Source organism: Acetobacter pasteurianus subsp. pasteurianus LMG 1262 = NBRC 106471, from assembly GCF_000285275.1.
Classification (GTDB): Bacteria; Pseudomonadota; Alphaproteobacteria; order Acetobacterales; family Acetobacteraceae; genus Acetobacter; species Acetobacter pasteurianus.
Window position 1 is genome coordinate 144872 of record NZ_CADO01000067.1, and the last position, 20795, is coordinate 165666.

The window sequence follows — 20795 nt, forward strand, 5'->3', positions numbered from 1 at the left end:
GGTTTTGGGCAAGGGCGCGTATCTTTAGGTGTTTGCCGCCGGATGTGCTGCATGGCATATACTCGCGCGAGTTGAATTGGGGTGCATGCCTCTTGTGCAGGATGGATCAGGAAACGTGACAGATCTGGACGCAGTTGATCTTCGCATTGTGGCAGAGCTTCAGAATGATGGCCGCATGACCAATGTGGAGCTGGCCCGCCGTGTCGGTATTTCCGCACCTCCATGTCTGCGTCGTGTCCGGCGTTTGGAAGAAGAGCGCATTATCCGTGGCTATCATGCAGAACCCAATGCTGCGGCTTTAGGCTGGCCCATTACCTTTTTTGCGTTGATCGGTCTGGAAAGCCAGAAAGAGGCCATTCTGTGCAGTTTTGAGCAGCAACTGGCCCAATGGCCAGAAGTGCGCGAATGCCACATGATCCGCGGTGGTGGAGATTTTCTTGTCCGTTTGATTGCGCGTGATGCCGCGCACGAAAACCTGCTGACCCGCCAACTGACAGAAGCACAGCATGTGATACGTGTGCAAACCCTGCAAACCATCCGCACAAGTCTGGAGCGTTGGGGCGTGCCTGTGCAGGTTGAGGAGGAAGGGCAGGCCCCGTGATAGACCATCAAGCGGTTTCAACTGAAACCGTTGTAAAGGGGCCGGATATTAGCGTGGTTGTGCCATGCTATAACGAATCGGCAAATGTGGCGCCTCTTGTCAAAGCTCTGGAGCAAGCGCTGACGGGCAGGCGGTGGGAAGTTATCTTTGTAGATGACAACTCGCCCGATCATACCAGCCAGCGTGTGCGCGATCTGGCGCGGAATGATGCACGTGTGCGCGGCATTTGCCGCATAGGGCGCCGGGGGCTTTCATCCGCTGTTATTGAAGGCGCGCTTTCTTCATCCGCGCAGGTTGTGGCGGTGATGGATGGAGATCTCCAGCATGACGAATCACGCCTTGGTGCACTGATAGATGCCGTTCTGAACAATACATGTGATGTTGCTGTTGGGAGTCGGCATGTTGAGGGCGGCAATAATGCTGGTTTGGCCAATGCGTGGCGGCATGTGTTGTCTGATGGCGGCATCTGGCTTGCACAACGTGTCTTGCCGGTAAAGCTGACAGATCCGATGAGCGGTTTTTTTGCGTTAAGGCAAGAAACATTCGCCGCAATTGCCCCGCGTTTGTCTGGCACAGGTTTTAAAATCTTGCTGGATTTATTGCTTTCTGCCCCCAAACCCCTGCGTGTGCAGGAGGTGCCTTGCGGGTTTCGCCCACGTGTGGCGGGGGAAAGCAAGCTGGATGCATTGGTTATGCTTCAGTTTGCCGCACTCCTTTTGGATAAGTTTGCCAAAGGTTGGGTGCCTTTGCGGTTTGTCGCCTTTTGTATGGTCGGGCTGGCAGGCGTTGGCACGAATTTGGTGGTTATGCAGTGCGCGCGGCTGGCAGGGGCGCATTTTTCTATGGCGCAGGCCATTGGCACTGTTGCCGCCATGATTCTGAATTTCTTTCTGGATAACAATTTCACCTATCGTGACAGGCGCTTGCGTGGTTGGGCGTGTATGCGTGGGCTTGTTCTCTTTATGTTGGTGTGTTCGGTTGGCGCACTGGCGGATGTGGGCATTGCCCGCATGATTTACGGCCAGAATCATATGCTTAATGAGGCCAGTTTGGCGGGTGCTATTCTTGCTGTGGTGTGGAATTACGCCATGTCTTCAACCGTTGTCTGGCGCTCGTGATCGTAAAAAGTGCAAACCACACGCGTGGTATATGGATGTGCCTGATAGCGCTGGGGCTGCTTACATTGCTCCGGCTCATTCTGGCTGCATGGATTCCTCTTTCTCCTGATGAGGCCTATTATCGCCTCTGGGCCTTAGCTCCGGCAGCGGGGTATCTTGATCACCCACCCATGGTGGCGCTGTGGATGCGCATTGGCATGTTTTTTGCGGGAGATACCGCAGAAGGCCTGCGTTTTATGGGGCCTATTTCTGCGGCTATCGGCACGATTCTGTTGGTGCGGGCTGCACAGCAATGGCTTCAATCTCAAAAACTGTTGGCGGAAAGTTCCAGCAGGTTCGTAACAGGTCTTAAACCCGGCATTGTGCTTAACAGCACATTGGCCGTGGGGTTGGGCACGCTCATCATGACGCCAGATACCCCGCTGGTGTTTTTTATGGCCCTGCTGTTGTGGAGCGTGAGCAATCTGCTTTCTGGCAAGCATCCAGCATTCTGGTTGCTGGTGGGGCTTTCTGCCGGGCTGGGGTTTGATAGCAAATATACGGCGCTTTTACCTGTAGCTGGCTTGGGTATGTGGTTGCTGGCAACGCACGCCGGAAGACAATGGTTACGCACGCCGTGGCCTTGGCTTGGTGCTGTGGTGGCGGTGATATGCATGGCCCCTGTGGTGGAGTGGAATGCCACACATCATTGGGTCAGCTTTCTCAAGCAGGGTGGCCGAGCAGGGGATTGGCAGCCCACCCGTATGTTCACCTTTATGGGGGAATTGCTGGGCGGTCAGGTTGGTTTGGCATCTCCGCTTATCTTTGTGCTGTTTGTGGTGGCCGTAAAATATTTGCTGAGGCTGCAGGATCAATTCGCCCAGTTATTGCTGTGTATGATTTTGCTGCCCGTGGCTGTTTTTGTGCAGCACGCTATAGGCGCGCGCGTACAGGCAAACTGGCCTGTTGTGCTGTATCCAGCTCTTGCCTTGTCTGTGGTGTGCGTGCCGTATCGGTGGTGGAAAGCAGCCTGCGCGCTTGGTATTACCATGTTTGTTGTGGTGGTCGGGCAAGCTTTGTTGGCACCCGCACATCTTTCGCCTCATTTTGACATGACGTTACGGCAAATGGGCGGCTGGCCAGAATTTGTCCAGACCGTAGAAAAGCAGATTCCGCCAGATAGTCAGCTGATTGCTGATGAATACGGGCTTGCGGGTGAGCTTTCTTTTTACGCCCGGAATCGCAAAGTGCTGGCTGTCGAGTCGAGATGGCAGTTTTTTGCGTTTCCACACTCTACATGTGGGGTGGAGGGCTATTTGCTGCGGAGCCGCAGGCGGCATGATCAACCTGATGCGGCGCTTTTTGATGTTCTCGCGCAATATCCAGATATTACACGCCGCCGCCGTGGTGCCGTGGCCGATAGTTACGCCCTTTATCGTGTAAGATTGCGCTGCTTGGGAAACGATGCGGTGCGGGAAGATACTGCAATATTACCTGCCAATAAGCGTTAGGCATGCAGGTGTCGGCTTGGTGTTGTTTGCAGCAGGCAGGCAAGGCAGGATACGCTGGCTACAGTTTATTTAGCCAAGAATAACAGGAAACATACCTCAATGGCATCATCCTTACAGGTTGCGGTTCAGATGGACCCTCTGGAGCACGTTAATATCCATGGGGATTCAACCTTTGCGCTTATGCTGGAAGCTCAGAAACGTGGGCATACCTTGTATGTGTATGAGGTGAATTCGCTGGCATTGGGGGAAGGAGCTGTGGAACCAGAGCAGTCTTCCAAAACCCGTGTAACGGCTTTGATGCGCCCAGTGACAGTTCGGCGGGAAGAAGGAAACCATGCCACGTTTGGTGCGCCAACACGCCAGTCATTGGGGGATATGGATGTGGTGCTGATGCGCCAGGACCCGCCTTTTGACATGGCATATATTACAGCCACACACATGCTGGACCACGTGCATGGTATTGGTCCGGGCAAAGCCTTGGTGGTGAATGATCCGCGCTGGGTGCGTGATAGCCCTGAAAAACTCTTGGTCACCCATTTTCCAGATTTAATGCCGCCAACCCTGGTGACGTGGGATATCGAACAGATTCGGGCATTCCGGGCCAAGTGGCACGATATTATCGTGAAGCCACTTTTCGGGAATGGCGGGAGCGGGGTTTTCCGTATCCGTGAAGATGACCAGAATCTGAATGCGTTGCTTGAAATGCATTTTGCGCGTTCGCGCGAGCCGTTGATGATTCAGCGTTATGAACCTGCCGTAACGGCCGGAGATAAACGTATTATTCTGGTGGATGGGGAACCCATAGGTGCAATCAACCGTGTGCCATCGGGGGAAGATCACCGGTCAAACATGCATGTGGGCGGTGTGGCCAAACAGATTGGGCTGAGTGAGCGAGACCGTGAAATCTGCACGGCTATTGGCCCGTTTCTGAAAGAACATGGCCTAATTTTTGTAGGAATAGACGTGATTGGCCAGTATTTGACAGAAATTAACGTAACATCTCCCACTGGCCTTCAGGAGTTGGAACGCTTTGATGGTATCAATGGTGCAGGAGCAATCTGGAACTGTATAGAGCGTAAGCTGAATGCAGCGTAATTTTCAGCCTTTGTTTTGCTTGTGGGAGTCATCCCGTTTGTCGGCAGATTCCAGATCTGCCAGCGGCGTGTCTTTCCCAAAGCGGTTGTCCAGCCATTCATATATCGGATTTCGGAAGTAGTAGATGACAATGCTGGCCCATATGGCGAGGGAGACGATGGCGAGAAGAATTTGAAACATAGCTCTATATTAACACTATCTATTGCACAGTTGCAGCGTAAAAGGAGTATATGCCCTTACACAAGGGCGCTTTTGTGGCGCGTGCCTTGTGCAGAAGAGGAAGACCTTTTGTGGCTCTTGAAGAAATGTCCACCAGCAGGCAGAGAGAGGACATGAGTGACGTTCTCCAAAATTATCCTTCCGGCGGGGGGGATAATCCCGCGCCTCCTCCTTCCCGCTCGGCACTGGATGCGGAGGCTGTCAAAGCAGCCTATCGCCGGTGGGCAAATGTATATGATGTTGTTTTTGGCGGCATCTCCCGGTTTGGGCGTTTGCGTGCTGTAGAAGCCGTAAACGGTCTTCCCGGCACGGATGTGCTGGAAGTGGGGGTGGGTACCGGCTTGGCACTGCCCCATTACCGGCCAGAAAAGCAGATTACCGGCATTGATCTTTCAGCCGATATGCTGGCCAAGGCGCGTGAGCGTGTGCAGCGCGATAAGCTGACAAACGTGAACGGCCTGCTTGAAATGGATGCCGAAGATACGAAGTTTGACGATGCTTCCTTCGATATCGCCGTAGCCATGTTTGTGGCTTCTGTCGTGCCGCATCCACGCCAGCTACTGCGCGAACTCAAACGCATTGTGCGCCCCGGCGGTTATATTCTGTTTGTAAATCACTTTTTGGCGCCAGGTGGTGTGCGCGGCGCTGTAGAACATGCGCTGGGCCGGGCATCTCACTCCTTGGGGTGGCATCCTGATTTCGCAATGCAATCATTGTTGCCTGATGAGGATATACGACGCGCCTATATTCAGCCTGTTCCCCCATTAGGGCTGTTTACTTTGGTCACGCTGGAAAATCTGCCTGCATAACCTGTGCGCTCCTGCCAAGGCAGGGGCGTTTCTTCTGCGTGGCAGAAAATGGCATTTGCGCGTATGTAACATTAATATGATGGAACAGTTTTATGCCGTGCCACGCGCCAAGGGCGTAGAGCAGCATGATGCCAGTAAGAAATTGGAAATTGGAGCATGATGGTCGCCCATAACCAGAGCCAACAGAATGAGACATCTGGAAATGGCATGCGTGTTGCCAGAAAAGGAAATGGCACAGGCGCCGCCTACGTGGTGCTGGCCACTCTGGCAGCATTAGCTGGCGGAGGTGCTTCTACACTTTCTGAAATGGGCATTATGCCTGCTACGGCCGGATGGCATGCTGTTGTGCAGGCTCATCCTGTGCTTATGCTTTTATATGTTGTTGTTCCGGCGCTGCTGGGTGGCTTTGGTTCCTTGTGGCTTCCGCGTGCCGTGCAGCGTTCGGGCGTATTGCTACCCCGGATGAATGATGCCGGTTTTCTGTGTGTGTTTGCTGGGGCGGCGCTCACAGTTACAGGGGCAGAGCTTAAAACTGCCACCTTGTTGTGGTGTGCGGGCACGTTAATGACGAGCATGGCCCTGTTGGTAACCGTATTTGATAGCCGTGCCGATATGGAAGAGCGCAAACCGTTCTCTCCTTTTGTATGGGGGGAAATGCTGGCAGCCGCTGTTATGCTGCTTACCGTGCCTGTTATGGCCGGGCAGATTGTAAAACACTGGCACGATGCTGCAGCGGTAAATGTAGAAAGCTTTGCTGGCCCCGTAGGGCTGGTGGTGCTGCTTGCCGGTTTTGGTGTGGTGTTTGAAATTAGCGCTCGCGTTGGCAAGTTCTCTGAAAAACCTGTTGCATTCATTATGGCTGCAGCCGCTGCGTCTGGCGTTGTGGCGTGGACCAAAAGCGTTTTTATGCAGGGCACTGAAAGTGCAGGCGCTATGCAGGTTGGCAGCGCCATGCTGGCTCTGTGCTCTTTTGCAGCTACCTGTCTGGCAGTGCTGTGGTTGGCTGGTGCATGGAATGCCCGTGCCTCGCTGCGTGTGCCGTTGCTCTGGGGCTTGGGCTTTATGGGTGTGGTTTCCGGCGGTTGGCTTGTGCAACTGGTGCAGGGAAGTGGCCTGCATTCTGCACTTCAGCTTGGCGCACTGTATGTTGTGTGCGGTGGTTTCTATCTGTGGCGCGGTGAGGAATGCGGATATTGGTATCCGCAACTTATGGCGTATCTGCATTTTACCTGCACCGCTGTAGCTACAGCGCTGGTGTTTGTGCCGGGTGCACAAATGGTAAGTGGTGCATTTTTTGGCTTGGCAGCCCTCTGCTTTATTGGTGCCGTGGTGATGAGCTTTCGGCGTAACCAGCAGACAACTGCACAATGGGCCGCAATTTCTGTTCAGGATTCCAAGGGATACCGGGCATGAGTGACAGCGTGGCAACAGCTTCCCTAGAAGCAACAGCAGAACGTCGCCCTCGGTTTAAGGCCGATCAGGTTGGCACCCGTGCGCGGGATTGGATTCAGCTGTTAAAGCCACGGGTGATCTCGCTGGTTGTTTTTACAGGTGCAGCGGGCATGATTGTTGCACCGGGCCACATGAATTTCTTTGTGGCGTTGGTGACCATCTTTTGCATTTGCATGGCCTCGGGTGCGGCTGGTGCTATCAATATGTGGTATGACCGCGATATTGATGCCGTCATGCAGCGTACCATCACCCGTCCTATTCCGGGTGGGCGTATTCCAGAAAACGAAGCATTGGCTTACGGGGTAGGGCTTTCCTGCCTTTCTGTATGTTTAATGTGGATGGCAACCAATACGTTGGCTGCTGGCATTCTGGCGTTCTCCATTTTCTTTTACGCCGTTATCTACACAATGTGGCTTAAGCGTTCCACGCCGCAGAATATTGTGATTGGTGGTGCAGCAGGGGCTTTCCCGCCCATGATCGGGTGGGCCGCAGTAACAGGCCATATGGCTGTTCTGCCGATTGTGATGTTCGGAATTGTCTTTTTCTGGACGCCCCCGCACTTTTGGTCACTCTCTCTGTATGCCTGTAAGGATTACGGGCGTGCGGGCATTCCCATGCTGCCGGTTGTGCGTGGTGCACGGCATACACGTTGGCAGATCTTTATTTACACGCTGGTGCTGCTGGCCGTTTCTCTGGTGCCATCCTTTATGCATCTGTGCGGTTGGCTTTATACGACCACAGCTTTGGTGCTTGGCTTAGGGTTTGTAGCATGTGCTGTGCGTGTTTTGCTGGAACCGCAGGATGCACAGGGCGTAAGCCTGAAAGGGGATAAAGCGGCCCGTATTTCCTTCCGCTTTTCTCTGGCTTACCTATTTTTCCTTTTCTGTGGTCTGCTGGCAGATCACTTCCTTCAGGCATGGGTGTAAGTGGTATGAATGCACAGCAGGATGGTCTGCTTGAGCAGACAGAAAAACACAAACGGCAAAAAGAACGTGTGCGCACCATGCTGGGATTTATGATGGTGTTGGCAACTATCATGTTCGGGCTAACTTTGGTTCACCCGTAAGCTTTAGCAGTTAAAGCCAAATAATACTTGCTCACCACAGTGCATGTAGCTGCGTGGTGAGGTAAACGCTTAGCCTTGCTTCTGTGCAGGGCTTTGTCCGTTTAGAAGCGTGTCTTTGCTGATATCTATGCCCTGTGTGCGCAAGCGGGTGAGATCAGCTTCCAGCTCTGCCAGTTTGCGTTTCTGCCAGAATAGAAAAAACACCCCAAAGCAGATTGCTAACGTAACACTGCATGCAGTCACAATTTCAAGCAGCAGCATAACAGCCTATCTCCCGTTAATGTCAGGCAGGCAATAAAAAGCCCCGCCCTTTGAGGTTAAAGGGCGGGGCTATAAAATACCAGTGCTTACTGACGGGTTTGCTGTATGGCTGAAAGAAGCCAGCGCCCCCCGCGAGAAGGCCGGGTAAAGGTCCACAACTCGGTAATGTTCACCGGCTCGGTAGAACTCCCCTGAATAACCTGCCCCATGGCATTGGTGGTAAGATCAATCAGGCTGTAGCGCATGGCAACGGTGGCAAAGTCCATGCCGTTTTCACGCCATGCCTCGGCCAGATCGCCCTGAATGAAATGCACATCCGAAACAACGTTGCGTGCCCCTTGGCTGGCAAGGGCAGAAAGCTGCTCGTTAAAGTAGGACACCATTTCAGGTGTGGCCATTTGCTGCATGGCCGCAATATTCTGCTGGTTCCACGCTGTCTGAATATCCATCAGCGTTTGCTGGAAGGCCTGATAATCTGCAGTGTTAATCTGCAAGGCGGCATTTCCACCAGCAGAAGGCATAGCCCCCGGCGTTACTCCCGGTGAATTGGCCACACCGCCAGCCCCCATGGAAAAGCCGCTGCCACCAGAGCTTTTATTGCCAGTAAAGCGACGCACCAGCCACATGGCGATCATGACAACAAAGGCAACCTGAAGCATCAACCCGATCAGGCTGAAAAAGCTATGCATGCCACCCAAAAAGCCATGTCCGCTCAGCAGGCCGAACAAGCCGGCCCCCAAAAACCCACCGGCAAACCCGGTCAGGAATGGGTGCCGAACGCCGGATTGCGCAAAGGGAGCTGCCGGGCGTGCAAATGGTGCTGTTTGCGGCCCATAGTTAGGGGAAGGCGCCGTGCGCGGCGTAATGGAGCGTTCCATTGGGGCCGCACTGTAAGGCGCCGTACGTGTGGGCGGAGGAGCGCTCCATGTTCTGCTGCCACGGCTGCCCATAGAGCCACCTTGGCCGGGGCGGGCATCAGCATGCAGGGCCAAAGGCCCCGCAATAAGGCCGATGCTCAGGAAGGCAGTGAGAACAGGTGCAAGAATGCGGGGTTTCACAGAAAGAATAGTCTCCGGCTAAGAGGTTATGCCCCGGCGATGCTAAGGGCATCTGTACGTAATGTGGGGGCGTCCGTGCCAAAACGGAAGTCCAGATCATTAGCTAACGTAATGGACGCAAAAATATCCAGAAGGTTGCCCGCCAAGGTGAACTCGGCAGCGGATTCAGCAATCTTGCCATCGCGAATCATAAACCCGGAAGCACCACGGCTGTAATCACCGGTAAGGCCATTGATGGAGGAACCCATCATCTCGGTAATGTAGAGGCCTTCCTTAATATCCGCCATCAGTTCAGTGGGGGAGAGTGTGCCGGGCTCAAAAAACAGATTGGTGGCAGAAGGGCCGGGCGGGCCAGATGTTCCGCGTGCAGCGTGAGCATTGCTTTGCAGCCCAAGCTGGCGCGCACTGCGGCTATCCAGAATCCAGCTTTGCAAAGCGCCATTTTCTACCAGATGCAATGGTGCAACCTGCATGCCCTCGCCATCAAATGGGCGGGAGCGCAGGCCTTTTTTACGGGTAGGATCATCCGTAATGGTAATATCTTTGGCAAAGATGGATTGCCCGAGTTTATCCTTCAAAAAGGATGTGCCCCGCGCAATGGCCGTGCCCGTAATGGCCCCGGCAAAATGGCCCAGAAAGCTACCAGCCACCCGAGGATGAAACACAACGGGGTAACGGCCAGTGCGGGGTTTAATGGGGTTAAGGCGTGCAATGGCTTTTTCACCAGCACTTTTGCCAAGCTCTGCCGCATCTTTCAGATCACGCAGCCAGACTGTGCCGTGGTAATCATAATCACGCTGCATGCCATCGCCAGAACCTGCCAGCACGCATACGGAGTTGGAGTGGTGCGTACGGGTATAGCTTCCGGCAAATCCGGCGGATGTCACCAAAAACACTTCTGTGCGCCCGCAAGAGGCACTGCTGCCAGCACTGTTGGTAACGCCTTTTATGGCCAGCGCGGCTTCTTCTCCAGCGCGAGCACGGGCCAGCAGTTCTTCGGTTGTAGGTTCAGCCGAATCTGCCAGTTCCAGATCATTCTGGGTAAAGCGGCCTTGCTGGGCGAGTGGATTTAGCCCGGCGTATTGATCTTCTGGCAGCACGCGGGTCATGGCCATGGCCTGTTCTATCAGCGCATCAAAGCGTGAAGGTTCTGGCGTGGTGGTAGAAAGAATGGCACTCTTTTTGCCAGCAAAAACACGAAGTCCCAGATCCGTGGTTTCAGATCGTTCCAGTTCTTCTGTCACGCCATTGCGGACACCGGCACCGGCCGCCACGCTGCGGACAAATACGGCATCTGCCGCATCTGCCCCAGCCTTGCGTGCGCGGGCAACCAGATCAGAAATACGGTCTAGGGTTTGTTCCGTCATGCTGCCAGTTTCTCCGTAATGATCTGCAAGGAAGGAATGTGCTCAATCGGGCCAAGGGCCGCAAGCGTAGGGGTGCCTGTAAAGATGCGTGAAGCCGCGCGGCAAATATCCCCAGCTTTTACAGCCTCAATTTTGCTAACGGTTTCGGCTGTGGGGATAATCCGGCCGAAAATCTGCAACTGTCGGGCAATCTGCTCACACCGGCTGCCAGTGCTTTCCAAAGACATCAAAAGCGAGGCTTTAAGCTGTGCCCGTGCACGCACCAGCTCTTCTTCCGTCACGTAGCGCTGAATCTTGTTCAGTTCTTCCAGCGTTACGGGCACCAGTTCCGCACATTCCTTGGCACCAGTGCCAGCGTAAATGCCGAAGATGCCGCCATCGGTGAACGGTGCATTGAAGGAATAGACAGAGTAAACAAGCCCGCGCTTTTCCCGAATTTCCTGAAACAGGCGGGAAGACATGCCGCCGCCCAGCACGGTGGAAAGCAGAAGGGCGGGAAAGTAGTCCGGGTCTCCATACCCAAAGGAGGGGAAGCCCAGCACCACATGCGCCTGATCCAGTTCCTTCACCTGCCGGAATTCACCACCGCCATAACGGGCAGAAAGTGTAGCTGGTGCAGAAGATGAGGACAGATTGGCAAAATGCTGCTGCACGCGCTGCACCACGTCTTCATGGTGCAGGTTGCCTGCGGCGGCCACAATCATGTTGTCTATAGTGTAATGCGCTTTCATGTAGCGCATCAGGGTTTCGCGGCTCATTTCCCGGATCAGGTTTTCCGTGCCCAATGTTGGGCGGCCCATGGGCTGGTTAGGAAAAGCTGTTTCCTGGAAATGATCAAAAACCACATCGTCAGGCGTGTCATTTGCCTGTCCGATTTCTTGCAGAATAACTCCGCGTTCGCGCTCCATTTCCGCAGGATCAAACGTGGAGTTGGTGAGGATATCACCGATGATATCAACGCCCAGCCCCAGATTTTCCTTCAGAAGCTTGACGTAGTAAACGGTCTGCTCCCGCGCGGTATAGGCATTGATATGCCCGCCAACATTTTCGATTTCCTCGGCAATGCGCAGGGCGGAGCGGCTGGTTGTGCCTTTAAAGGCCATGTGTTCCAGAAAATGGGAAACACCGTTTTCTTCTGCCGTTTCGTGGCGTGTGCCTGTGGCCACATAAGCCCCGAAAGAAACAGTTTCCACCCGTTCCATGCGTTCTGTCACAACAGTCAGGCCGGAGGGCAGGCGGGTAATGTTGATGGGGTCTGTCATTCTTGTCCTGAAAAAGAAAGGCCGCCGGGCAAGGCGGCCTGACACGGGAAAGTAAGATGTGGGGTGTTAGGGAGCGTTTGCCAGTACCGCAGCGCGCACAGCATCTTTAATTGCGCCTGTGGTTGCCGGAACAGTGCGATAACGTTCTTCCCGCTCAAACAGATCTTCCAGATGCACAGGCAGTGCCGGATGAATACCCGTAGCTGCCACCATGGCATCGGGGAACTTGGCCGGATGCGCTGTGGCTTCTGCAATCATGGGCACGCCCGGCTGTCGGAACTTGCGGCCCGCAGCAATGCCAATGGCGCTGTGGGGGTCTGCTAGATAATTGGATTTCTGGTGCAGGTTACGAATTTCTGCTTCCGTCTGTTCATCATCCAGCGCAAGGCCAGAGAAGACGGTGCGAGCATTTTCCCACACTTCTTCAGGCACATCCATATGCCCCGTGGCGCGGAAGCCCGTCATGATACGTGCGCAGGCAGCAGAATCACGGCCCAGAAGTTCAAACAGCAGACGCTCAAAGTTGGAAGAAACCTGAATGTCCATGGAAGGTGAAAGGCTGGGCACCACACCTTTGATAGTCATGTCATTGGCGTTCAGGAACCGGGTGAGAATATCGTTCCGGTTGGAACCAACGCACAAATGCTTGATAGGTAGCCCCATTTTGCGTGCAGCCCAAGCAGCAAGAATGTTGCCAAAATTGCCTGTGGGCACAGCAAAGGAAACTTCACGCTCTGGGGCGCCAAAGTTCAGGGCCGCATAAACATAGTAAGGGATCTGAGCCGCAATACGCGCCCAGTTGATGGAATTGACGGCTGAAAGATGCATTTCCCGGCGGAAAGGCAGATCAGCAAACAGAGCCTTTACCAGGTCCTGACAGTCATCAAACGTGCCTTCAACGGCCAGATTGGTCACGTTGGAATCCAGCACGGTTGTCATCTGGCGGCGCTGCACTTCCGATGTGCGGCCTTTGGGGTGCAGGATGATAACAGACAGACGGTCCCGCCCACGGCAGGCTTCAATGGCGGCGGAACCTGTATCGCCAGAGGTGGCGCCTACAATGGTTACGTGGTCATTCCGCTGGGTGAGTACGTGTTCAAAAAGCTGGCCGAGCACCTGCATGGCCATGTCTTTGAACGCCAGCGTGGGGCCGTGGAACAGTTCCTGCACAAACAGGCCATCTTCCACCTGCGTTAGCGGCACAATGGCTGGGTGGTCAAAGTTGGCATAGGCCTTGGCGCACAGGCCGCGCAGTGTTTCCAGATCAATATCCGGTGCTGCAAACGGGGCCAGAACACGGGCTGCCAGTTCCGGATAGGGCAGGCCACGCAGGCTTTCCCAATCAGACAGCGAGAATTCGGGCCATGTTTCGGGCAGATACAGGCCGCCATCCTCGGCAAGACCGGTAAGCAGAACATCGGCAAAGGAAAGGACGGGAGCATTCCCGCGTGTGGAAATATAGCGCATGGAGAAACTTATATCCTGAATGGCGAACGCCGCGAAGTGTCCTTTTTAGGGGGAAAGCCTGTAGCCTTTATTGGGGTGGAGGCGTTGTAGGCAGCGTAAGCTGATACACCGTAATAGGCCATGAAATAGAAGGCGTTGCAGTCCCAAAGCCTACGCTATGATCAAGCTGACTGGCCGCTACGTATAAATGCCCATGCCCATCCAAACCGGGCGTGGTGGGCCATTTCAGGCGTTCATCCGTAACCAGCCGGCGCGGAATACGCCCAACTGTGTAGCTGAGGATACTGCCTGTGGTGATGTCAGACCAATAAAGCGTGCCATCATTATCAATGGTCAAACCGCCCAATGCGGGGGTTTTATACCATTGTGTCACGCCTTCTTCAAACGCTGCCGGAGTAACGTCCGGGTCCGTAAACAAAGAGGTGGATACACGATACAGAAAGCCTGCGGGTGGCTGCATAACAATCCATGTACCATCCGGACTTACGGCAATCATGCTGGTATCTACGGCAATGGCCTGACCATTTGCATTCAGCAGTGGGCCTGTAGGCGTCTGTATCGGTTTTGTGGCGGTAAGGGCTGGGTGATGGTCCAGAAAACGCCGCCCTGATGCAGACGGAATATCAATAAGCAGAAGCCCTGCCACACCAGAATCCGGCACGTAAGCTGTAGAACCATGCACGGCAATGCCGGAAAGAATACTGCCCTGATGCAGCAGATTGGCTTCTATGGGCACAGTGTGGGTCACTGTGTTGGTTGTTGGGTCAATCTGGATCAGGCGCGGGGCCGCAACGGGTGGTTTTTCCCGGTTTGGCACGCCGCTATCCAGCACCCAGATGCTGCCATCTGCTGTGCGTGTCATACCAGCAAGGGCTACAAAATGGGTATCGTTTGTGGCCTCACGGTTGTTCCAGTTTGCATCAGGGTATGGGGCAACGCTGCCATCTGTCTGTCTTACCCATAGCTGCGGGCCTGTATTGCCAACCCATGCAGGGGCTTCTAGCAGCATCCGGCCATCGGGCAGGGGTAAAACGGCATCCCATATCTGCTGGTTGGACTGCATGAAAGGCACCAGTGCGGAAGCAGGAAGTTCCGGCACTTTGGGCATATGCACAGCCCACGCAGGGTGCCCCATGAATGGAGAGAACAGGGCAGCCGCCAGCATGGCACGGCAAACCGTGCGGCGCGGCAGAACAGAACGCAGGAAAGAATGCTTCATCAGGGGCGTCCGGTCAGAAATCTTGCAAACGGGTGAAAAATGAATGCGGCAGTTTCGGGCCTGCACGGCGTTTGTGCAAACGCGTTCTGTGCGGGGCGGCTGCCCCTCTGCTTCATTCTGGCATCAAGCAAGAGGGGCGTTGGATGATTATGCGTCTTCCGCACGTTCCACATAACGGCGGTGGATATGGGCCAGATAGGCCGAGGCATCCAGCTTGCGCCCTGTGGCATCTTGCACAATTTGTGGCATGGAGGCGCTACGTGCACGGCCATGCACGTTTTCACGCAGCCAGCCCAATAGCGGCGTAAAATCACCTTTTGCAATGGCAGGCATAATCTGCGGCACCTCCTTGCAGGCAGCTTCCCGCAGTTGTGCGGCTGTTAAGGCGCCAAGGGTGTAGCACGGGAAGTAACCGAACAGCCCCTCCGGCCAATGAATATCCTGCAAGCAACCACGACCATCATCCGGTACATGAAGGCCCAGAAGCGCGTGAATGCGCTCATTAAATGCGGCAGGCAGATCAGCCAGAGGCAAGTCACCAGAGATCAGTGCCTTTTCTAGTTCGTAGCGCACCAGAATATGGGCAGGGTATGTCACTTCATCCGCATCTACCCGAATAAAGCCGGGCTGCACGTGGGTAAGCAGCCGATGGATATTCTGTGCATCCCAGCCTGCAGTGCCTGCGGGCACATCAAAAGCTGCCTGAAGTTTGGGGGCCAGCCAGCCAGCAAAAGCATTGGAGCGGCACACCTGCATTTCCATCAGCAGGGACTGGCTTTCATGCAGCGTCATGCCGCCAGCCTGCCCAACGGGTTGGGAAAGCCACGTTTCTGGCAGGCCCATATCATACAGGGCGTGGCCTGTTTCATGCAGCACGCCCATCATGGCGGGAATGAAATCACCTTCATCATAACGGGTGGTCAGCCGCACATCATGCGTTGCCCCGCCGCAGAACGGGTGTGTGCTTACATCCAGCCGCCCACGAGTGACGTCAAACCCAAGCTGCTGCATAAGCTGGCGGCCCAGCGCTTCCTGCCGCGGCACGGAAAATGGTCCGGGCAGTGGCGTGGCGGCGGGCAGGCTGTTCTGTTTTTCCAGTACAGTGCCAATCAGTTCAGGCAGTCCGGCGGCAAGCTGTGTAAAAACCGGGTCTATGTCTGTTTGGCGGGTGCCGGGGTCAAATGTGTCCAACAGCGCATCGTAGGGAGAAAGGCCCAGCTTTTCCCCTGTGGCAACCGCAACTTCACGCGTAAGGCGCAGCACTTCGGAGAGTGTGGGCAGAATGGCTGCAAAATCACCATTCTCGCGCGCAGTACGCCATACCATTTCGCATCGGGCCGTGGCCTGTGTGCTGGCTTCCACCAATTCTCCGGGTAGGGCCGTTGCATGGGCATGCAGGCGGCGCATTTCTTCCAGGTTGGCACGGCGCCAGATATCATCGCCCGGTTCTGCCTGTTCCAGCAGTTCTGCAACAACTGGGGCTGTTAGAATTTCGTGGCGCATGCCTTCCAGCATGGCCAGATTTTCTGCCCGGCGTTCTGCTGTGCCGGAGGGCATGATTACCTCCTTATCCCAGCAGAGTATGCCTATGGCATCATTCAGGGAGGAAAGGCGGGCAAAATGGCGTTCAAGGGAAAGATAGGCTTTATTCATGGCGTATATGGTAAAGCATACACGCCGCGCACGGAATGCACTTTGTGAGGCATATCAGATTACAAAAAGGAGCCAGTTATACCCATGCAGATGGATACGCAGGTGGAATCTGCACTGGTATTGTTGGCGCATGGCAATGCGGAGCAGGCGTTACGTGTTCTGCAAAACTGTTTGCAGCAGAATCCGCAGCATGCTGGTGCACTGCATGGCATGGCCTGCATAGCGCGCGCGGGCGGAGATAACCGTGCCGCAGTGGCGCTGGCAGCCAAGGCTGTACAGTTACAGGCAGAACCGCATTTTCATATCACGTTAGGTTTGGCACTGCTGGCAGAAGGACAGATGGAGGCAGCGCGGGCGGCCATTCACGTGGCCGTTCTTGCATCACCAAGAGACCCGCGCGCGCATGATGCTATGGCCTCTGTTCTGGAAGCGCAGCAGCGCATTGCCGAAGCTGAACGTGCTTTACGCACCGCTATAAAGTTACGGCCATTAGAACAGGAGCGGCATCTGGCTCTGGCCGCTTTTTTGTCACGTCATGGACAGTTGGAAAAAGCGATAGAGGTTTCCGGTAAGGCCTTGCAGTTGGATACGCAAAACCTGTTTGCACAAAATCTGCGTGGCATGATCCTGCACGGGGCAGGCAAATCGGCAGAGGCCGAACCTTATTTTCGAGCTGTGGCGGTAGAACTGCCAACATCCGCACCAGCTCTGGCCAATCATGGAGCAGCGTTGTTTGCAACGTGCAGTTATGAGGAAGCCCGGGATGTTCTGGTAAAATCTGCGCAACTGGATCCCAAAGCCGCAGAAACACGCAGTAATCTGGGGCTGGTGCAGATGGCGTTAGGCCACCTGCAAGAAGCTGCGAAGGAACTGCAAGCTGCATGTGCATTACAGCAGAACGATACGCGCCTGATGCTCAATTACGCCACGGTTCTCGCTGATCTGGGTAAACGTGCGCAGGCGGAAGCCTTGTTTTGCAAGGTAGAAAAACAGGCAGGAAACAGCACGGATGCCGCCCGAGCACGTATGAACCGTGGCGTGCTGTATCTGGCCGAAGGTCGATTTGCTGAGGGTTGGAAGCTGTTTGATGCGCGCCAGCACCTTGTTGCACCTCCGGCTTGTGCCGCCGGGTTACCTCAGTGGGATGGTGCTCCGCAGGAAAAGCCTGTGTTGCTCTATGCAGAGCAGGGATTGGGCGATGTATTGCAGTTTCTGCGTTATGTTTCTCCGGCGGCTCAGCGTGTTCCGGTTTTGCTGTATGTGCCGCAAAGCATACGCAGTTTTGTGCTGCAGATGGAGTTGGCACGTCTGCCGCATGTAACAATATGCACCAGCCAGCATGCGCCAAAAGCCGTAGCAGCTTGCGGCCTTATGAGCTTGCCTGATGTGTTGGGAATGGAAGCGCCATTTGCATGGTGGCCCGATATTACGGGGCTTCAAAAGGCAGATCCCGGCAAGAAAACCGTTTTGCGTATTGGGCTGTGTTGGGCGGGTAGTTCAACGTATCAGTTTGACCGCAGGCGCTCACTCAATCCGCAACTATTAGAACCGTTGGGGCGGTTGGATAATGTTGAGTTTCAGTCTCTCCAAAAACATACGGAAGGGCAGCAGCCTCCATTTCCGATAGAGAAATTACCGCAAGGTGATGTGCTGGAAACAGCCCGTGTTATGGCGGGTCTGGATGTGGTGATAACCGTAGATACGATGATAGCGCATCTGGGTGGTTTGCTGGGTGTGCCTGTTTTGCTGCTTGATCGCTTTGGTGGGGACTGGCGCTGGGCTGCGGGCTCTACCATGACACAGCCAGATGGAGAGGTGCGCAGCCTGTGGTATCCTTCCGTTAGGGTTATTCGTCAGCCACAGACGGGTGAGGGCGATGCCCCGTGGCTGCCCTGCATCGTAACCGTTGTGCAGATTTTGCAGAAGATGGCTGAAAAACGCACGGATATGGTGCCCTAAAGGCTGTTGCCGCTATGTGAGAGCACTTTATGATAGCGGCATGACACGCATTTCCTCCAAAGGTGCTACGCCAGCAATGGCGCAGTGGTTCACCCTCAAGGCCGAAAATCCTGAAGCCCTGCTGTTTTTTCGCATGGGCGATTTTTACGAACTGTTTTTTGATGATGCTACGGCCGCAGCGGCTGCGCTGGATATTGCCTTAACAGCACGCGGCACACATGCGGGGGAACCGATTCCCATGTGCGGGGTGCCAGTGGCGGCAGCTCCGGCTTATCTTGCGCGTTTGATCCGGCGCGGCTTCCGGGTGGCGGTGGCAGAACAGACTGAAACACCCCGTAAAGGCAGGCCCGCAAACAAGGGGCCTCTGGCGCGTGGCGTTGTAAGGGTGATTACCCCCGGCACGCTAACAGAAGATGAACTGCTGGAGCCTGGGCGCTCCAACCTTTTGCTCGCATTGGCGCTCACAGCGCCACAAACAAAGGGGAAAGGCAAAAAAGCCGAGGCATCCTTTGCCGATACAGTTATTGGCGCTGCGTGGATTGATGTTTCAACCGGGTTGTTTGAAACCGAAAGCCTGACAGGCAAAGGGCTTCCCGCGCTTTTAGGCCGTCTGGACCCTGCGGAAATTCTTGCACCTGCCGTTCTTAATCTGGCGGATTATGAAGCCCGCCGTGCGCCAGAAACCGTAGCATCGGGCGCAGATACGGCACGCCAGCGTCTGGCCAGTGCTTTTGATGTGGCCAGCATAGAAGCCTTTGGCACCTTTACGGATGAAGAAAGCGTGGCCGCTGCTATGGCGGTGGAATACGTTCAGCGCAGTCAGGCAGGCAAGCTGCCGCGTCTGGCACATCCTGTTCCGCAAAATGAAAGTGGTATTCTGGGCATAGATCCGGCCACACGCGCCAGTCTGGATATCTTGCGTGCGCGGGACGGAGGGGATGAGCACACACTATTTTCTGCGGTAAACCGTACAGTCAGTGCCGCAGGGGCACGTATGCTGGCAGAATGGCTGGCAGCCCCACTTACACATGCAGGCCAGATAGCCGCACGGCAGGAAGGCTGGTGGTGGCTGAAGGAAGATGCGGTGCGGCGCGAGGCGTTGCGCGGAACACTTAAAAAAGCTCCAGATATTGCACGTGCGCTCGGCCGGTTGTCCCTTGGGCGTGGGCAACCGCGAGATCTGGCCGCTATGCGCGATGGCCTTATGGTGGCGCGGGAGGCTGCGCGTATTCTCACGGCTGCTGATGCTTCATTGCCTCCGGCGTTACATCAGGCGGTTACACGTTTGGGTGGCGGGCAGGCGCTGGAGGCCGAACTGGCGCGCGCGCTGGCGGAAAACCTTCCAGCAAGGCTGGATGATGGCGGTGTTATTGCGCAGGGCTATGATGCCAAGCTGGATGAATACCGTGGATTGCGGGATGATTCACGCCGCCTTATAGCGGGCTTACAGGCCAAATATGCCGCGCATTATGGGCTGAACAGCCTTAAAATTCGCCATCACGCCCAGCTTGGCTATGTGATGGAAGTGCCCGTAGCAGCCAGCGCCAAGCTGAAGGACAAGCCAGAGCTTATCTTGCGGCAGGGCACGGCCAGTAATGCGCGTTTTGCCACAGAAGAACTCTCAACGCTGGATGCCCGCATAACCGAGGCCGCAGAAAAAGCATCCCAGCGTGAAAAAGAACTGTTTGGCGCGTTGGTTGAACAGGTTCTGGCGGAACGCAGCATGCCTGTTCTGGCACAGGCTTTGGCTGTGCTGGATGTTTTGCAATCCTGCGCAGACTTGGCAGGCAATGGCACATGGTGCCGGCCAGAGGTGACGGAAGATTTTGCCTTTGCGCTGGAAGGATGCCGCCACCCGGTGGTGGAAGCCGCCTTGCCAGCAGGCACGCGTTTTACGCCCAATACGTGCGATCTGGCACCGCAACAGCGCGTTATGCTGTTAACGGGGCCGAATATGGCCGGTAAATCCACCTATCTGCGACAGACAGCGCTGGCGGTTATTCTGGCACAAGGTGGTTTTCCCGTTCCGGCTGATCGGGTGCGAATCGGGGTGGTGGATCAGCTTTTCTCCCGCGTAGGCGCTTCGGATGATCTGGCGCGTGGGCGCTCCACCTTTATGGTGGAAATGACGGAAACCGCCGCCATTCTTAACCAGGCTGGCCCGCGTTCTCTTGTTGTGGTGGATGAGATCGGGCGCGGCACGGCCACGTTGGATGGTTTGGCAATTGCATGGGCTGTGCTGGAGGCTTTGCATTCAAGCGTGCGCTGCCGTGCAATCTTTGCAACGCATTTCCATGAACTTTCGCGCTTGGTGGATACACTCCCGCGCCTTTCCCTGCATACTATGGCGGTGCGGGAATGGCGGGGGCAAATTGTGTTTTTGCATGAAGTGCTTGCAGGATCAGCAAAAAAAAGCTGGGGTGTACACGTTGCGCGGTTGGCCGGTGTACCGCACGCTGTGGTGGACCGGGCCGGGCGCCTGCTGCGGGAGTTGGAACGTGCTGAAAATACAATACCCGAACCGCTTCCGTTGTTTGACACGCAGAAGACATTACCCCCTGAGCCCCAAAATACGTTAAGTAAGCGTTTGATGGACATTGACCCAGATAGCCTGACCCCACGCGCAGCGCTGGATCTTCTGTATGAATTGCGCAAGGAAGCCGCGCAGGAAGAACACGCACAGGCAGCAGGCTAGATAC

The 20795-nt window shown here is 55.2% G+C and carries 18 protein-coding genes; 10 read left to right on the plus strand and 8 right to left on the minus strand.

The annotated features are described in order from the left end of the window. The first annotated feature begins 85 nt into the window (after window positions 1-85). The 4 genes from APA10_RS10460 (at window position 86) to gshB (ending at window position 4304) form a co-directional block, all read left to right on the plus strand. Window positions 86-601, plus strand: a complete 516-nt coding sequence (locus tag APA10_RS10460; protein WP_003624051.1) for an Lrp/AsnC family transcriptional regulator — start codon at window positions 86-88, stop codon at window positions 599-601. After that, window positions 601-1719 carry a glycosyltransferase gene (locus APA10_RS10465; protein WP_174714338.1) on the plus strand — a complete coding sequence of 373 codons (1119 nt, stop codon included), beginning with the start codon at window positions 601-603 and terminating at the stop codon, window positions 1717-1719. The genes APA10_RS10460 and APA10_RS10465 overlap by 1 nt, the downstream gene beginning before the upstream one ends. After that, a complete protein-coding gene (locus tag APA10_RS10470) occupies window positions 1716-3209 on the plus strand; it encodes an ArnT family glycosyltransferase (RefSeq protein WP_035365876.1) in 1494 nt (497 codons plus the stop codon). Before APA10_RS10465 ends, APA10_RS10470 begins: the two co-directional genes overlap by 4 nt. Before the next feature lie 99 nt (window positions 3210-3308). Continuing rightward, window positions 3309-4304 carry a glutathione synthase gene (gshB, locus tag APA10_RS10475; RefSeq protein WP_003629901.1) on the plus strand — a complete coding sequence of 332 codons (996 nt, stop codon included), beginning with the start codon at window positions 3309-3311 and terminating at the stop codon, window positions 4302-4304. A 3-nt stretch (window positions 4305-4307) separates the two neighbouring features. Here the strand turns inward: gshB and APA10_RS15175 are convergent, their stop codons facing one another. Next, window positions 4308-4484, minus strand: a complete 177-nt coding sequence (locus APA10_RS15175) for a hypothetical protein (protein WP_003629900.1) — start codon at window positions 4482-4484, stop codon at window positions 4308-4310. 50 nt (window positions 4485-4534) lie between these two features. On the opposite strand from APA10_RS15175, the gene APA10_RS10480 reads away from it, so the two are divergent. From APA10_RS10480 to APA10_RS15515, 4 genes are all read left to right on the plus strand, one after another. Further along, a complete protein-coding gene (locus APA10_RS10480; RefSeq protein WP_003629899.1) occupies window positions 4535-5332 on the plus strand; it encodes a class I SAM-dependent methyltransferase in 798 nt (265 codons plus the stop codon). Window positions 5333-5488: 156 nt separating this feature from the next. Further along, window positions 5489-6745: a cbb3-type cytochrome c oxidase subunit I gene (locus APA10_RS10485; protein ID WP_003629898.1), complete on the plus strand. Its 1257-nt coding sequence runs from the start codon at window positions 5489-5491 to the stop codon at window positions 6743-6745. After that, window positions 6742-7710 carry a heme o synthase gene (locus APA10_RS10490; RefSeq protein WP_003629896.1) on the plus strand — a complete coding sequence of 323 codons (969 nt, stop codon included), beginning with the start codon at window positions 6742-6744 and terminating at the stop codon, window positions 7708-7710. Before APA10_RS10485 ends, APA10_RS10490 begins: the two co-directional genes overlap by 4 nt. A 5-nt stretch (window positions 7711-7715) precedes the next feature. Then, window positions 7716-7850: a hypothetical protein gene (locus tag APA10_RS15515; RefSeq protein ID WP_259286332.1), complete on the plus strand. Its 135-nt coding sequence runs from the start codon at window positions 7716-7718 to the stop codon at window positions 7848-7850. A 69-nt stretch (window positions 7851-7919) separates the two neighbouring features. Here the strand turns inward: APA10_RS15515 and APA10_RS10495 are convergent, their stop codons facing one another. The 7 genes from APA10_RS10495 to APA10_RS10525 form a co-directional block, all read right to left on the minus strand. Continuing rightward, window positions 7920-8111, minus strand: a complete 192-nt coding sequence (locus tag APA10_RS10495; RefSeq protein WP_003629893.1) for a hypothetical protein — start codon at window positions 8109-8111, stop codon at window positions 7920-7922. Window positions 8112-8197: 86 nt separating this feature from the next. Next, window positions 8198-9169: a Tim44 domain-containing protein gene (locus APA10_RS10500; RefSeq protein WP_003629891.1), complete on the minus strand. Its 972-nt coding sequence runs from the start codon at window positions 9167-9169 to the stop codon at window positions 8198-8200. 26 nt (window positions 9170-9195) lie between these two features. Further along, a complete protein-coding gene (locus APA10_RS10505) occupies window positions 9196-10536 on the minus strand; it encodes a TldD/PmbA family protein (RefSeq protein WP_003629890.1) in 1341 nt (446 codons plus the stop codon). Further along, window positions 10533-11798, minus strand: a complete 1266-nt coding sequence (locus tag APA10_RS10510; protein WP_003629888.1) for a M16 family metallopeptidase — start codon at window positions 11796-11798, stop codon at window positions 10533-10535. Before APA10_RS10510 ends, APA10_RS10505 begins: the two co-directional genes overlap by 4 nt. 66 nt (window positions 11799-11864) lie before the next feature. Further along, window positions 11865-13265 (minus strand): threonine synthase, encoded by a 1401-nt coding sequence (thrC, locus tag APA10_RS10515; RefSeq protein ID WP_003629887.1) that lies wholly within the window; start codon window positions 13263-13265, stop codon window positions 11865-11867. Between the two features lie 67 nt (window positions 13266-13332). Then, window positions 13333-14484 (minus strand): L-dopachrome tautomerase-related protein, encoded by a 1152-nt coding sequence (locus tag APA10_RS10520; protein WP_035365874.1) that lies wholly within the window; start codon window positions 14482-14484, stop codon window positions 13333-13335. Window positions 14485-14631: 147 nt separating this feature from the next. Continuing rightward, the gene (locus APA10_RS10525; protein ID WP_003629882.1) at window positions 14632-16137 is read right to left on the minus strand and encodes a carboxypeptidase M32; all 1506 of its coding nucleotides are present in this window, start codon (window positions 16135-16137) and stop codon (window positions 14632-14634) included. Window positions 16138-16221: 84 nt separating this feature from the next. Here APA10_RS10525 and APA10_RS10530 point away from each other — a divergent pair, with 84 nt between their 5' ends. Further along, window positions 16222-18096 carry a tetratricopeptide repeat protein gene (locus APA10_RS10530; protein WP_003629881.1) on the plus strand — a complete coding sequence of 625 codons (1875 nt, stop codon included), beginning with the start codon at window positions 16222-16224 and terminating at the stop codon, window positions 18094-18096. Between the two features lie 40 nt (window positions 18097-18136). Beyond that, complete coding sequence (mutS, locus tag APA10_RS10535; RefSeq protein ID WP_035365872.1) at window positions 18137-20791, plus strand: DNA mismatch repair protein MutS; 2655 nt, start codon at window positions 18137-18139, stop codon at window positions 20789-20791. The last annotated feature ends 4 nt before the right edge of the window (window positions 20792-20795 follow it).

What these genes read in the sequence shown, in the direction of transcription:
- APA10_RS10460 (WP_003624051.1), top strand. Translation starts at nt 86, where the DNA reads ATGCCTCTTGTGCAGGATGGATCAGGAAACGTGACAGATCTGGACGCA.
- gshB (WP_003629901.1), top strand. Translation starts at nt 3,309, where the DNA reads ATGGCATCATCCTTACAGGTTGCGGTTCAGATGGACCCTCTGGAGCAC.
- APA10_RS15175 (WP_003629900.1), bottom strand. Translation starts at nt 4,484, where the DNA reads ATGTTTCAAATTCTTCTCGCCATCGTCTCCCTCGCCATATGGGCCAGC.
- APA10_RS10480 (WP_003629899.1), top strand. Translation starts at nt 4,535, where the DNA reads ATGCCCTTACACAAGGGCGCTTTTGTGGCGCGTGCCTTGTGCAGAAGA.
- APA10_RS10485 (WP_003629898.1), top strand. Translation starts at nt 5,489, where the DNA reads ATGATGGTCGCCCATAACCAGAGCCAACAGAATGAGACATCTGGAAAT.
- APA10_RS10490 (WP_003629896.1), top strand. Translation starts at nt 6,742, where the DNA reads ATGAGTGACAGCGTGGCAACAGCTTCCCTAGAAGCAACAGCAGAACGT.
- APA10_RS15515 (WP_259286332.1), top strand. Translation starts at nt 7,716, where the DNA reads ATGAATGCACAGCAGGATGGTCTGCTTGAGCAGACAGAAAAACACAAA.
- APA10_RS10495 (WP_003629893.1), bottom strand. Translation starts at nt 8,111, where the DNA reads ATGCTGCTGCTTGAAATTGTGACTGCATGCAGTGTTACGTTAGCAATC.
- APA10_RS10505 (WP_003629890.1), bottom strand. Translation starts at nt 10,536, where the DNA reads ATGACGGAACAAACCCTAGACCGTATTTCTGATCTGGTTGCCCGCGCA.
- APA10_RS10510 (WP_003629888.1), bottom strand. Translation starts at nt 11,798, where the DNA reads ATGACAGACCCCATCAACATTACCCGCCTGCCCTCCGGCCTGACTGTT.
- thrC (WP_003629887.1), bottom strand. Translation starts at nt 13,265, where the DNA reads ATGCGCTATATTTCCACACGCGGGAATGCTCCCGTCCTTTCCTTTGCC.
- APA10_RS10520 (WP_035365874.1), bottom strand. Translation starts at nt 14,484, where the DNA reads ATGAAGCATTCTTTCCTGCGTTCTGTTCTGCCGCGCCGCACGGTTTGC.
- APA10_RS10525 (WP_003629882.1), bottom strand. Translation starts at nt 16,137, where the DNA reads ATGAATAAAGCCTATCTTTCCCTTGAACGCCATTTTGCCCGCCTTTCC.
- APA10_RS10530 (WP_003629881.1), top strand. Translation starts at nt 16,222, where the DNA reads ATGCAGATGGATACGCAGGTGGAATCTGCACTGGTATTGTTGGCGCAT.
- mutS (WP_035365872.1), top strand. Translation starts at nt 18,137, where the DNA reads ATGACACGCATTTCCTCCAAAGGTGCTACGCCAGCAATGGCGCAGTGG.